Origin of the sequence: Pseudomonas sp. SMV7 (assembly GCF_052041995.1) — a bacterium.
GTDB lineage: Bacteria > Pseudomonadota > Gammaproteobacteria > Pseudomonadales > Pseudomonadaceae > Aquipseudomonas.
Window position 1 is genome coordinate 13,082 of sequence record NZ_JBKGGT010000013.1, and the last position, 13,301, is coordinate 26,382.

The following is a 13,301-nucleotide window of genomic DNA, read 5'->3' on the forward strand; positions in this document are numbered from 1 at the left end:
TTCCTACATATACAATCGGCAATATAAACAATGCGATTAAACATTTAAAATTAGTTACCAAACTTGCCTTGACATTCGGCAGAACATCCATATTTCGTAGCCATAGTTGCATAATGGTGTAAGCCATTTCCCATATAGGGCTAATAGCCCTTCCTCGCGTCCCCGATGACTTCCAACTGCGATAAGGTGCCGCCTGTCACCTCAATAACCCGCAGGGAAGTTGAACATGCAATCCATATTTATTGTCGACGACCATCCTGTCATTCGCCTGGCCGTGCGCATGTTGCTGGAAAACCAGAACTACAAGATTGTCGGCGAGTCCGACAACGGCGTGGATGCCATGCAGATGATTCGCGAAACCAACCCCGACCTGGTCATTCTCGACATCAGCATCCCCAAGCTGGACGGGCTGGAGGTGCTTTCCCGCTTTCAGGCCATGGCGTTGCCCCTGAAGGTTCTGGTGTTGACTGCGCAATCACCGGCATTGTTTGCCGTGCGCTGCATGCACTCGGGTGCCGCAGGCTATGTATGCAAGCAGGAAGACCTGAGCGAACTGCTGAGTGCAATCAAGGCCGTGCTGGCCGGTTACAACTATTTCCCCAGCCAAGCCATCAAGCACAACCAGGCAGTGGATGCCGACCTGAAACTTTTCCGACAGGTGAATGACCGTGAACTGATGGTGCTGCAACTGTTCGCCCAGGGGCGCAGCAACAAGGAAATAGCCAAGGGCATGTTTCTCAGCAGCAAGACGGTCAGCACCTACAAGAAGCGCCTCATGCACAAACTTCAGGCCGACACGCTGGTCGACCTGATCGAAATGGCCAAGCGCAACGCTTTGGTCTGAGGTTGCCATGGCGTGTCACATCGCTCGCCTGCTACTCGCCCTGCTGCTGTTCAGCAGCGTGGCACAGGCTACCCCTCCAGGGGCTTCGTCCTACACATTGCTGGCCCGATCAACCGCCCGGCCCGCCCAGCCAGCGCTCACCGCCGAACAACGGCAGTGGCTGGAAACCCGTCAGGAACTGGTGCTGGGCACCTCGGCACCGGACTACCCGCCGTTCGACATCACCAGCGGCGGCCGTGAATACCAGGGCCTGACAGCCGAATACGCCAGCCTTATCGGCAAGGCTCTGGGCTTGCCGGTCAAGGTGCTGCGCTTTTCCAACCGGCAGGCGGCGGTGAAAGCGTTGCGGCGTGGCGACATCGACCTGCTTGGCAGTGCCAATGGCTACGAGGCAGCTGCCGACGGCCTGGCGCTTTCGCTGCCCTATGCCGTCGACCAACCGGTGCTGGTAACACGGGAAGACGAAAGCCGCGCACTCGACAAGGGGCTGCCCGGCATGCGCCTTGGCATGCTCTACCATTACCTGCCCAGGCGGGAGGTGCTCAGTGCCTATCCCCAGGCTGAATTGCTGGCCTTCGGCTCGTCCAGCGAGGCCTTGAACGCGGTTGCGTTCGGCCAGGCCGACGTGTTCATCGGCGATACCATTTCCACCCACTACCAGCTGAACCGCGGCCACTTGCCGCGCCTGCGCATGGCCAGTTTCGGCAAGCACGAGGCCATCGGCTTCGGCTTTGCCCTGCGCCAGCAGGACAAGCTGCTGATGGAGCTGGTGAATGGCGTGCTGGATAGCCAGCCCTCGGCCATACGCGCCAGCATCTTCAAGCGCTGGGGCGCCGGTGGCGATCCGCTGCTGAGCGAGCGCAAGCTGCAACTGACCGAGGCCGAGGAACAGTGGTTGCGGGACCACCCGGTGATGCGCGTGGTGATCGACGATACCGCCGCGCCGTTGTCCTACTTCGATGCTGCGGGCTATTTCCGAGGCATTACCGCCGACCTGCTGGAACTCATTCGCCTGCGTACCGGCCTGCGCTTCGACGTGCAGCGCGCCAGTGGCATAGCCGACATGATTGCCCGCCTGAAGGATGGCCGCGCCGACGTCATCGCCGCACTGACCACTGGCGGCCAGGCCGAGGGCAACCTGCAAATCAGCCGCCCCTACCTGGAAAGCGCCTACGTGCTGGTCAGCCGCAAGGACAACGAAGCGCTGACCTCGCTGGAGCAGATGCAAGGGCGCCGCATTGCCATCAACCGCTACAGCGCCATGGACGCCATGCTGTCGCGCAATTATCCGCAGGTTGGCTGGGTAGAGACAGAAAGTACGTTCTATTCCGTGGCCTTGCTCAACAGTGGCGCGGTCGACGCACTGATCACCCCCCTGGTCGACGCCAACCACGCCCTGGCCAGCAACCCCGAGCTGGTCATCCGCACCACCGTTGGCAGCGAACCGGCCAATTTCGCCATGGCCTCCAACCCCTCCTCCGCGGTGCTGGTATCGATCCTCGACAAGGCACTGATGAGCATCTCGCCAGAGGAGCTGGGGGTGATCAACAACCGCTGGCGCGGCTTCGGCGTGCACGATGACGGCAACGGCCAGGACTACCGTCGGCTCGCAGTGCAACTGGTGCTGGGCGCTGCCGTGCTCTTGTTGCTGGCCTTGCTGTGGAATGCCCGCCTGCGCCTGCAGATCAGTCAACGTCAACGCGCAGAACGTGCGCTGAACGACCAGCTGGCGTTCATGCGTGCCCTGCTCAATGGCACGCCCCATCCCATGTACGTGCGTGACCGCGACGGCTGCCTGCAAAGTTGCAACTCCAGTTACCTGGTAGCTGTGCAGGCCTGCTCCGACGAGGTCATAGGCAAACGCCTGAATGACAGCCTGTTCGCAGAGTACGAGCATGTCCGCCAGATCGAGGCGGATTACCAGAGGGTGATGGCAGCCGGCACCCCGCTGATCATGGACCGGCCGTTACGGATCAAGGGCCGCGAGATGACCATCTATCACTGGATACTTCCGTATCGCGACTCGCTGGGCGAGGTGCAGGGCATCATTGGCGGCTGGATCGACATCAGTGACCGCCGCCAGCTGGTGATGGAGCTGCGCCAGGCCAAGCAGCAGGCCGACGATGCCAACCGCGCCAAGAGTACCTTCCTGGCGACCATCAGCCACGAGATCCGGACCCCGATGAACGCGGTCATCGGCATGCTGGAACTGGCCGTCAAGCGTGCCGACCAGGGCCGGGTGGACCGCAGCGCACTGGAGCTGGCCCACCATTCGGCCAAGGACCTGCTGGGCCTGATCGGCGACATCCTCGATATCGTGCGCATCGAGTCCGGGCACTTGAACCTTGCCCCCGAGGTGGTCGACCTGGCGGGCCTGGTCGAATCGGTGGGGCGCATCTTCGAGGGGCAGGCACGGCAGAAAGGCCTGGCCCTGGAAGTACTGATCGCCCCCGCCGCACGCTGCCATGCACAGCTCGACCCGCTGCGTTTCAAGCAGGTGCTGTCCAACCTGGTGAGCAACGCCATCAAGTTCACCGAACACGGCCAGGTGCGCATCAACGTCAGCCTGGATGAGGCCAGCAGCCCCCCTGTGCTGGAGCTGGAAGTGCGCGACAGTGGCATCGGCATACCGGCTGACGACCTGCAACGCCTGTTCAACCCGTTCATCCAGGCCAACCCGCACAGCCAGGGTGCCCGCGCCGGCACCGGCCTCGGCCTGGCCATCTGCCGCAACCTGTGCGAAATGATGGGCGGCACCCTGAGTATCAGAAGCCTGGAAGATGTCGGCACCCAGGTACGCCTGAAGATGCCGCTGCAGCGGGTCGACGGTGCAGCGCTGGCGGCTCCGCTGCCCGAGGAGCTCGAGGTGCCTGACCCACGGCTGAGCGTGCTGGTGATCGACGACCATCCGGCCAACCTGCAACTGATGGCACAGCAGCTTGGTTACCTGGGCCTGGAACATGCCAGCGCATCCGACGGTCACGAAGGCCTGGCCACCTGGCGGGCGGGCGACTTCGATGTGCTGGTGCTCGACTGCAACATGCCGCACATGAACGGCTATCAACTGGCGTCCGCGGTACGGGCCGAGGAAAGCCACGGCAAACGCCCGCGCTGCACCATTCTCGGCTACACCGCCAACGCGCAGCCCGAGGTACGGCGCAAATGCCTGAACGCCGGCATGGATGACTGCCTGCTCAAGCCCATCAGCCTGAGCACCCTCAGCCAGCGCCTGGCCGGCATTCGCCCGCGCCGTGCGCAGCCACGCCGGCGCAAGCTGTATTACCTGGATGGCCTGGCCGCGGTGGTCGGGCACGACCCCAACGACCGCCAGCGCTTCCTCGAGGCCTTGCGGCAAAGCCTGCAGGCCGACCTGGCCACGTTGATGGCGCTGGATCCGCAGCACGACAGCAGCGCCATCGCCGAACAGGCCCACAAGGTGCTCAGCGCCGCACGCATGCTGGAAGCGCCCGAGCTGATGGCAGCCTGCGAAGCCCTGGAGGCCAGCGGCCTGTCCACCGCCCAGCTGCGCCTGCGACGCCAGGCACTGGCGCGGCACATGGGCCGGGTGGAACGAGCCCTGGCCAGGGAACTGGCCGCAGATACCTGTACACAGGCAGGCAGCCAGGCGTGTTAACTGGTAGACTGCGCGGCGTTATTACCTAAGAGGATTGTTTCATGGCCACAAACCGCTCCCGTCGTCTGCGCAAGAAGCTGTGTGTCGACGAGTTTCAGGAATTGGGCTTCGAGCTGAACCTGGAATTCAAGGAAGATCTGGACGACCAGGCAATCGATGCTTTCCTCGACGCGTTCCTGGCAGAAGCCATGGACGCCAACGGCCTGGACTATGTAGGCGGTGACGATTTCGGCCTGGTGTGCTCGGTCAAACGCGGCTCGGTCAGCGAAGAACAGCGTGCAGCCGTTGCAGCCTGGCTCAAGGGCCGCAGCGAACTGACCAAGATCGAAGTCAGCCCGCTGCTGGACGCCTGGTACCCGGAAAAGCCGATCAACAAGGCCGAGTAATACCGGCCCGATCGCTGAAAAGGCCACCTACGCGGGTGGCCTTTTTTTTTCGGGCCGTGCCTTACCCGGGAGGGTGCTTTTCTGTCGAACCTGGCGCATCGTCGCTGCGCTTGGGGCATAATGCGCATTCTTTCGTCCTGGGGCCATCATCCTGTACAGCCCCAATGCCCTTTCCCCTCGCCGCAGGGTGTTTACTGACCATGATCAAAACGCTTCGTCCCCTCGTACTTGCCGGCCTGCTGCTGCCATTCGCCCTGCCCAGCCAGGCCGCTGCCGTGAATACCACCCTGCCCGCCAAAGTGCAGCAAGCCCTCAAGGCCAGCAAGCTGCAGGACTCGGCGCTGTCGCTGGTGATGCTGCCGCTGGACGGCCCCGGCACACCGACCGTGTTCAATGCCGACGTGTCGGTGAACCCGGCCTCGACCATGAAGCTGGTTACCACCTACGCAGCCCTTGAACTGCTTGGCCCGACCTTCCAGTGGAAGACCGAGTTCTACACCGACGGCACCCTCAGCAATGGGGTGCTCAACGGCAACCTGTACCTCAAAGGCGGTGGCGACCCGAAACTGAACATGGAAAAGCTGTGGCTGTTGATGCGTGACCTGCGCGCCAATGGCGTGCGCACTGTCACCGGCGACCTGGTGCTGGACCGCAGCCACTTCGTGCAACCCAACCTGCCGCAGTTCAACGATGACGGCGGCGACGTGAACAAGCCGTTCCTGGTCAAGCCGGATGCCTTGATGGTCAACCTCAAGGCCCTGCGCTTCGTCGCCCGCAATGACGGCGGCAAGGTCACCGTCGCGGTCGAGCCACCGATTGCCAGTATCCGCATCGACAACCAGGTCAAGGCCGTCGCCTCCAGGCAGTGCTCAGGTGACGTACGCTACAACCCGGTGCAACAGGCCGATGGCATCAGCGTAACGGTCAGCGGCCAGCTGGGTGAGGGCTGCAACTCGCAAACCTACCTGTCGCTGCTTGACCACCCCACCTACGCCGCCGGTGCCGTACGCGCGATCTGGAACGAGCTGGGCGGCAGCATCCAGGGTGGCGATCGTTTCGAGAACGTGCCCAAGAGTGCGCGCCTGCTGGCACGGGCCTTCTCGCCAGACCTGGTGGAAGTAATCCGCGACATCAACAAGTACAGCAACAACACCATGGCCCAGCAGTTGTTCCTCAGCCTCGGCGCGCAGTTCCGCACCGATGCCGATGGCGACGATGCCCGCGCTGCCCAGCGCGTGGTGCGTCAGTGGCTGGCGAAGAAGGGCATTACCGCACCACACCTGGTCATGGAAAACGGCTCCGGCCTGTCGCGTGCCGAACGGGTCAGTACCCGGGAAATGGCCGCCATGCTGCAGGCTGCCTGGAAAAGCCCCTATGCGGCCGAGTTCATCAGCTCGATGCCGCTGGTGGGCATGGACGGCACCATGCGCAAGCGCCTGAAACGCACGGCAATGACGGGTGAAGGGCACATCAAGACCGGCACGCTGAACACCGTGCGGGCGATCGCCGGCTTCAGCCGTGACAGCAACGGCCATACCTGGGCGGTGGCGGCAATCCTCAACGACCCGAAACCATGGGGCGCCTCGCAGGTGCTCGACCAGGTGCTGCTGGACCTGTACCGCCAGCCGAAACTGGCCGACAGCACAGCGGCCAACTGACAGCTAGCCAGTACCGGCCCTTTTGCGGGCTTGCCCGCTCCCACAGGTACTGCACCAGGTTCAATAACGGTGCAGTACCTGTGGGAGCGGGCAAGCCCGCGAAAGGGCCGGCACTGACAACTGACAGCTGTCAGGCCTACTCCCCCTCCACCCGGTCGCGCCCGGCCTGCTTGGCCGCATACACTCCGGCATCGGCGCGCAACAGCAAGGCATCGGCCCCCTCCCCCGGCCGCCACCCCGCCACGCCAAAACTCGCGGTCACCCTGCCCACACCTTCCACCGGCACATTGCGCAGCCCTTGCCACAGCTCCAGCGCCAGCAACCGCGCCTGCTCGGCATCGCTGCCGGGGCACAGCACCATGAATTCCTCGCCACCCAGCCGGCAGAACACGTCGGTACGCCGCAGACGCTGGCTGATGCGCAGGCACAAACTGCGTAGCACGCGGTCGCCGACAGCATGGCCGTAACGATCGTTGACGCGTTTGAAATGATCGATGTCGAGCATGATCACCGCCAGCGCCAGGCCGTCGCGCTGGGCCCGCTCCAGCTCGTATTTCAACCGTTCCTGGAAGTAGCGGCGGTTATGGATACCCGTCAGCGAGTCGGTCACCGACAATCTTCGCAACTCCTCCTCGACGCTTTTCAGGTCAGAGATATCGGTCAGGTAGCCATGCCACAGGGTGCACCCTTGCTCGCCCACTTCCGGCGTCGCCTCGCCACGTACCCAGCGCAGTCCGGCGCGCGGCAGGCAGACCCGATACTCTTCGCGCCAGGGCGACAAGTGCTCGGCCGAATACCGTACAGAACGGCGCACCCGCTCCAGGTCATCGGGGTGGATGCGCTCGAACACCACCGTCGCGTCCTCGCGCAACTGCTGCAGGTCGATTTCGTAGATGTCGTACAGGCCCATGCTGGCATAGGGAAAACAGGAATGGCCGTTGCCATCCAGGCGGTACTGGTAGATGCCTCCCGGCACTTCGGCACTGAGTTTTTCCAGAAGGCGGTCACGCGCCGCCAGCGCCTCGTGCACCCGACGCCGTTCCGTGACATCGATGCAGATCGCCAGGTAGCCCGTCCACAGCCCCTGTTCATCGAGCATGGCGGTGACCAGCATGTTGGCCACCAGTTGGCTGCCATCGGCACGCAACAAGGTCCACTCCACCGGTTCGGCGCCGTGTGCCTGCACCGTTTCGGCGAACATGGCCTGGCCAGCAGCGATCGGTCGGCCGTAATGCAGGCTCAAGGCGTGGGCACGCTGGCTCAACTCCTCGGGCAGTACCAGGTCCTCGAGGCGCAATCGGCCGATCGCCTCGCTGGCCTGGTAACCGAGCATGCGCTCGGCGCCAGCGTTGAACGTGCAGACCACACCCTTGAGGTTGGTGGCAATGATCGCCACCTGGGTCGCGGCATCCAGCACGCTGCGCAACTGGTTATGGGTATCTCGCAGTGACTGCTCGCTGACCCGCAGCTCGGCAGTACGCTGCTCGACCAGGGCCAGGGCGCGCTGGTGCTGGCTGAACAGGCTGTAGAGCAAAACGCTGAGCAGCAGGCTCAACGTTCCGCCGAGCAAGCTCACCGTCAACGCTGCCAGGGAGCGGTTGCCCTGCAAGAACACCAGGCTCGGCCTGATGCTCAACTGGAAGTGTTGGTCGGCCAGATGCAACAGTTGCGTGCTGGCAAACGCCAAGGGGGCGACCGGGTTCTGCGAATCGAACAGCACTTCGGGGCCGTGCAAGCCGGCGGGGTCGACGATGCGCACGACCAGGCTGTCATCTGCCGCGACCGGTCGCCCGTCACTGACCAGCTCACGCATGCTCAGCAAGGCCGTGACATAGCCCACTGCCACGCTGGTGGGCCTGGCATCGGCAAATACCGGCGCCACCATCAACAGGCCCCGCGCATCCGTGCTGGTATCGAACATGGCCAGCGGCCCGGAAATCGCCATGCTGCCAGGCCCCAGCGCCCGCGCCAGCGCCGCCTGCGACGTAACCTCGGCAGCGAGGTCCAGCCCAATGGGCAGCCCGGGCAATTCGCCGGACTGGCTATAAAGCACCGGGAAGTAATGGTCACGCAATGGAGCGGGGTGCCAGCGGCCATGCTCGTCCTGATCGCGGATCACATAGCCCTGCCCGTCATGCGCACCCACCTGACGCTCGAACTCGGCGCGTTGCGCAGCTTCGACACGCGGCGCCCAGGCATAGCCCAGGGTGCGGTGCAACAATGGCCGGGTGTAGCCATTGAACTCGCGCGGCGTGACGAGCCTGGAAAAGCTGAAGAACCGGCGCAGCCCGTCCAGGCGCTGCTGCTGTTCGTCAAAGCGTTCGGCGATGCGGCTGAAGCGTTCGCTGGCCAGCAGCTCGAAGCGCTGGCGCAACTGCTGCTTCTGGAAGGTTTGCGCAGCCAGCGCCAGGACGGCCGTCAGCAGGCCGCCCAACAGCAGGGCGACCAACGCCGCTGCCCAGGCGGGCACCCGTTCTGTGCACAGGCCAAGCAACCGCGCACGCACGCCACGCTTCGACATACACCCGTCTCGTCACATCGGCGTCCTGCGGATTATCCTGCCCTGCTGTCAGTTATAGCTATTGGCCATTAGCCGCGCAATGTACCTCGTCGCCTCACCGCAGCTGCAAACGCCAGGCCCGGTGAATGCGGTTGTTGCGGGCGAAATCCGGGTCCAGTGTCTGGGCAGTGATTTCCTCTACCGCGTACCGCGTCATCAGGTGTTCGTCCAGCTGGAACTTGCGGAAGTTGTTGGAGAAGTACAGCACGCCGCCCGGGGCCAGGCGTGCCATGGCCAGGTCCAGCAGTTGCACGTGGTCACGCTGCACATCGAACACGCCTTCCATGCGCTTGGAGTTGGAGAAGGTCGGTGGGTCGATGAAGATCAGGTCGTAGCTGTCGCGGTTGCCTTCCAGCCAGGCCATCACATCGCCCTGTTCCAGGCGGTTACGCTCGGAGAAACCGTTGAGCGCCAGGTTGCGCCGCGCCCAGTCCAGGTAGGTTTTCGACAGGTCGACGCTGGTGGTACTGCGCGCCCCGCCCTTGGCGGCGTGCACGGTGGCCGTGGCGGTGTAGCAGAACAGGTTGAGGAAGCGCTTGCCGGCGGCCTCGCGCTGGATGCGCATGCGCATCGGGCGGTGGTCGAGGAACAGCCCGGTGTCGAGGTAGTCGGTGAGGTTGACCAGCAGCTTGACGCCACCTTCGCTGACTTCCTGGAAGCGGCCTTCGGTGGCCTGGCGCTCGTACTGGCGGGTGCCACTCTGCCGTTCGCGGCGCTTGAGCACCACACGCTGCGGCGCGATGCCCAGCGCCTGGGGGATGGCGGCCAGTGCATCGAGCAGGCGCGCCTGGGCCTTGTCCGGGTCGACCGAACGTGGCGCGGCATATTCCTGCACGTGCACCCAGTCCTGGTACAGGTCGACCGCCAAGGCGTACTCGGGCATGTCGGCATCGTACAGACGGTAGCAGTCGACCTGTTCGCGGCGGGCCCACTTGCCCAGTTGCCGCAGGTTCTTCTGCAGGCGGTTGGCGAACATCTGCGCCCCTTCCGACAGGCGCGCCGGCTCGCTGGGCAGCGCTGCCTGCAGGTCGATGTCCGCCCCTGACGCGGCAGACTCACGGCGCTCGCCAGTCACGAACTGATCAGGCTGCACCTTGAACAGCAGCAGCTTGCACGGCAACGCGCCGTTCCAGAATGCGTACTGCTTGTGGCTGCGAATGCCCATGCGCTTGCCCAGCTGCGGCGCGCCGGTGAACACCGCGGCCTCCCAGCCCATGCAGGCCTGGCGCAGGCGTTCGCCGAGGTTCTGGTAGAGGTACAGCAGGCTGGCCTCGTCACCCAGGCGCTCGCCATAGGGCGGGTTGCTGATGACCAGGCCTTTCTGGTTCTGGTCCGGGCGCGGTTCGAAGGTGCTGACTTCACCCTGGTAGATCTTCACCCAGTCGCCCAGGCCGGCACGCTCGACGTTGTTGCGGCCCGGCTGGATCAGCCGTGGGTCGGCCTCGTAGCCACGAATCCACAGCGGCGGCCTGGCCAGGCCGGCCTCGGCCCGCGCCTGCGCGTCTTCATGCACCTTGCGCCACAGCGCCGGCACGTGGCCGAGCCAGGCACTGAAGCCCCAGCGTTCACGCTTGAGGTTGGGCGCGATGTCGGCGGCGATCATCGCGGCTTCGACCAGGAAGGTGCCGACACCACACATCGGGTCGGCCAGCGCGCCACCTTCGGCGGCGATGCGCGGCCAGCCAGCACGGATCAGCACCGCCGCCGCCAGGTTTTCCTTCAGCGGCGCAGCGCCTTGCTGCAAACGGTAGCCACGCTGGTGCAGGCTGTGCCCGGAAAGGTCGAGGGACAGGATGGCTTCGCCGCGGTCCAGGCGCAGGTGCACGCGTACGTCAGGGTCGATCTTTTCCACCGACGGGCGCAGGCCTTCGCGGTTGCGCAGCTTGTCGACGATCGCATCCTTGACCTTCAGCGCACCGAAGTGGGTGTTGTCGATGCCCGAGCCGTGACCGCTGAATTCCACCGCCAGGGTGCCGTCGGCAGCCAGGTGGTCGGCCCAGTCGACCGCGTGCACGCCGTCGTAGAGATCGTCGGCGTTCTTCATGGAGAAGCGCTTGAGCACCAGCAGCACCCGGTTGGCCAGGCGTGACCACAGGCACAGGCGGTAGGCGGTTTCCATGTCGGCGGCGCCGCGAATGGCCGAGGTGTGCTCACGCACCTCATCCAGGCCGAGGCTGCGGGCCTCTTCGGCAAGCAGGCCTTCCAGGCCTTTGGGGCAAGTGAGATAGAGTTCGAAACGGTCCGACATGAGTAATCCAGCGCCTTGGGCTATTTGACTGACGGGGCAACGCATCACCCCGCGATGTTTGCCGCACCCCTTTCCAGCAGGTGTGCGGGTGGCCTTCCCCGACACGCGAGCGTGCGGTGAACGGCCGGGCCGCCTGACCAATCTGCGCCTGGCCCAGTGGCAAGGACAGCTTAGATCATCAGGCAGTACGTAAAATTCTGGCGATGCCGGGGCAGATGTGACCCTTCGTCGCATTTCAAATTATTTCTGTCATCTGCCAGCAGCGCTGGCGAAATGACGTCAAGGTTCGGCAAACCCTGATCATAGCGGGCTCAACGTTAAACAAGGTTGAGTCGCATTTATTTACTTATCCCCTCACCCTCGGAAAGGTTACGTCCTTATGACAAATCGATCATTCACACCGTGACCTGCATTCGATAGAACTGGTCTCAGGCCGCATCGCAACGAGGCGGCACTTTCAGCTCGCCACGCCGGCAGCGAGCGCACACCGGCAGAAAGACTCTGCCCGGCCTCGGAGAGGCCGACGGGACATTACAGTCAACAAGTGAGGGCAACACCCTATGAGAAGACTTAAGCGTGATCCGTTGGAAAGAGCATATTCACGTGGCTACCAATACGGGGTCACCGGCAAATCCCGCGAACTTTGCCCCTTCAATCTTCCATCAGTTCGCCAAGCCTGGATCAACGGCTGGCGCGAAGGTCGCGGTGATAACTGGGACGGAATGACTGGCACCGCTGGCATCCATAGACTCAACGAAAATCACGCCGTTGGCTGAACGAGGACACTGAATTCGATTTACCATGCACGCCCTATCCGGGCGGCGGGCGAAGGCCCAGGGGCCCCTTGAAGGGGCCCTTTTTTTGCCCGCCGATCAAACCCGTGGCATCGCCGCGATAGCGTCCACCGCTTCGCGAATCAGCGCAGGCCCCTTGTAGATGAAGCCCGAGTAGATTTGCACCAGGCTCGCCCCGGCGGCGATCTTCTCGGCGGCATGCCGGCCTTCGGTAATGCCACCGGCAGCGATGATCGGCAGCTTGCCACCCAGTTCACCCGCCAGCACCTTGACGATGTGCGTGCTCTTCTGCAGAACCGGCGCGCCCGACAGGCCGCCCGCCTCGCCACCCTGCGGCAGCCCCTCGACACCTTCACGGCCCAGCGTGGTGTTGGTGGCGATCACCGCATCCATGCCCGACTCGATCAGCGTGGCAGCCACCAGGGCGGTTTCCTCGTCGCTCATGTCCGGGGCGATCTTGATCGCCAGCGGCACGCGCTTGCCATGTATGCCAGCCAGTTGCTCGCGACGCTCGGCCAGGGCATCGAGCAGTTGCTTGAGCGAGTCACCGAACTGCAGGCTGCGCAGGCCCGGGGTGTTCGGCGAACTGACATTGACCGTGATGTAGCTGGCGTCGGTGTAGACCTTGTCCAGGCAGATCAGGTAGTCATCGACGGCGCGCTCGACCGGGGTGTCGAAGTTCTTGCCGATGTTGATGCCCAGCACGCCTTTGTAACGTGCCGCGCGCACCCGGCCGAGCAGGTGGTCGACGCCCAGGTTGTTGAAGCCCATGCGGTTGATGATCGCCGTGGCTTCCGGCAGGCGGAACAGGCGTGGCTTGGGGTTGCCCGGCTGCGGGCGCGGGGTGACCGTGCCGATTTCGACGAAGCCGAAGCCCAGCTGGGCGAAACCGTCGATGGCCGCACCGTTCTTGTCCAGGCCGGCCGCCAGGCCTACCGGGTTGGCGAAGTTCAAGCCCATGACCGTGACCGGCAGGGCCGCCGGCTGCTTGCACAGCACGGCGTTGAGGCCGAGCCGGCCACCGGCACCGATCAGGTCCAGGGAAAGGTCGTGGGAGGTTTCCGGAGAAAGCTTGAACAGCAGCTGGCGGGCCAGGGTATACATGGGCGGCGAGGCTCGGGGTGGATGAGGGGGCGATTATAGCCAGCGCGCAGCCGGCATGACAGCAAATCGTGGG

At 64.0% G+C, this 13,301-nt stretch carries 8 protein-coding genes; 5 read left to right on the plus strand and 3 right to left on the minus strand.

What is annotated here, in order from left to right:
- Window positions 1–226: 226 nt before the first annotated feature.
- The 4 genes from ACLEJP_RS16685 to dacB all read left to right on the plus strand — a co-directional run bounded on the left by ACLEJP_RS16685 (window position 227) and on the right by dacB (window position 6,522).
- The gene (locus ACLEJP_RS16685; RefSeq protein ID WP_225776998.1) at window positions 227–844 is read left to right on the plus strand and encodes a response regulator transcription factor; all 618 of its coding nucleotides are present in this window, start codon (window positions 227–229) and stop codon (window positions 842–844) included.
- Window positions 845–851: 7 nt separating this feature from the next.
- On the plus strand, window positions 852–4,478 hold the full coding sequence (locus ACLEJP_RS16690) for an ATP-binding protein (protein ID WP_440808109.1): 3,627 nt from the start codon (window positions 852–854) through the stop codon (window positions 4,476–4,478).
- A gap of 41 nt (window positions 4,479–4,519) precedes the next feature.
- Window positions 4,520–4,864 carry a YggL family protein gene (locus ACLEJP_RS16695; protein WP_440808111.1) on the plus strand — a complete coding sequence of 115 codons (345 nt, stop codon included), beginning with the start codon at window positions 4,520–4,522 and terminating at the stop codon, window positions 4,862–4,864.
- A 200-nt stretch (window positions 4,865–5,064) separates the two neighbouring features.
- Window positions 5,065–6,522, plus strand: a complete 1,458-nt coding sequence (gene dacB / locus ACLEJP_RS16700) for a D-alanyl-D-alanine carboxypeptidase/D-alanyl-D-alanine endopeptidase (RefSeq protein WP_289130186.1) — start codon at window positions 5,065–5,067, stop codon at window positions 6,520–6,522.
- Window positions 6,523–6,658: 136 nt separating this feature from the next.
- Here dacB and ACLEJP_RS16705 read toward each other — a convergent pair whose 3' ends face one another.
- Complete coding sequence (locus tag ACLEJP_RS16705) at window positions 6,659–9,043, minus strand: sensor domain-containing diguanylate cyclase (RefSeq protein ID WP_440808115.1); 2,385 nt, start codon at window positions 9,041–9,043, stop codon at window positions 6,659–6,661.
- 94 nt (window positions 9,044–9,137) lie between these two features.
- Complete coding sequence (gene rlmKL, locus ACLEJP_RS16710; RefSeq protein WP_440808117.1) at window positions 9,138–11,330, minus strand: bifunctional 23S rRNA (guanine(2069)-N(7))-methyltransferase RlmK/23S rRNA (guanine(2445)-N(2))-methyltransferase RlmL; 2,193 nt, start codon at window positions 11,328–11,330, stop codon at window positions 9,138–9,140.
- A 560-nt stretch (window positions 11,331–11,890) separates the two neighbouring features.
- Here rlmKL and rmf point away from each other — a divergent pair.
- Window positions 11,891–12,106 (plus strand): ribosome modulation factor, encoded by a 216-nt coding sequence (rmf, locus tag ACLEJP_RS16715; protein ID WP_003248687.1) that lies wholly within the window; start codon window positions 11,891–11,893, stop codon window positions 12,104–12,106.
- 96 nt (window positions 12,107–12,202) lie between these two features.
- On the opposite strand, the gene ACLEJP_RS16720 is transcribed toward rmf, so the two are convergent.
- Window positions 12,203–13,228: a quinone-dependent dihydroorotate dehydrogenase gene (locus tag ACLEJP_RS16720; RefSeq protein ID WP_440808119.1), complete on the minus strand. Its 1,026-nt coding sequence runs from the start codon at window positions 13,226–13,228 to the stop codon at window positions 12,203–12,205.
- Window positions 13,229–13,301: the final 73 nt, after the last annotated feature.

Coding starts and splice junctions, on each gene's coding strand:
- ACLEJP_RS16685 (WP_225776998.1), top strand. CDS start 227: ATGCAATCCATATTTATTGTCGACGACCATCCTGTCATTCGCCTGGCC.
- ACLEJP_RS16690 (WP_440808109.1), top strand. CDS start 852: ATGGCGTGTCACATCGCTCGCCTGCTACTCGCCCTGCTGCTGTTCAGC.
- ACLEJP_RS16695 (WP_440808111.1), top strand. CDS start 4,520: ATGGCCACAAACCGCTCCCGTCGTCTGCGCAAGAAGCTGTGTGTCGAC.
- dacB (WP_289130186.1), top strand. CDS start 5,065: ATGATCAAAACGCTTCGTCCCCTCGTACTTGCCGGCCTGCTGCTGCCA.
- ACLEJP_RS16705 (WP_440808115.1), bottom strand. CDS start 9,043: ATGTCGAAGCGTGGCGTGCGTGCGCGGTTGCTTGGCCTGTGCACAGAA.
- rlmKL (WP_440808117.1), bottom strand. CDS start 11,330: ATGTCGGACCGTTTCGAACTCTATCTCACTTGCCCCAAAGGCCTGGAA.
- rmf (WP_003248687.1), top strand. CDS start 11,891: ATGAGAAGACTTAAGCGTGATCCGTTGGAAAGAGCATATTCACGTGGC.
- ACLEJP_RS16720 (WP_440808119.1), bottom strand. CDS start 13,228: ATGTATACCCTGGCCCGCCAGCTGCTGTTCAAGCTTTCTCCGGAAACC.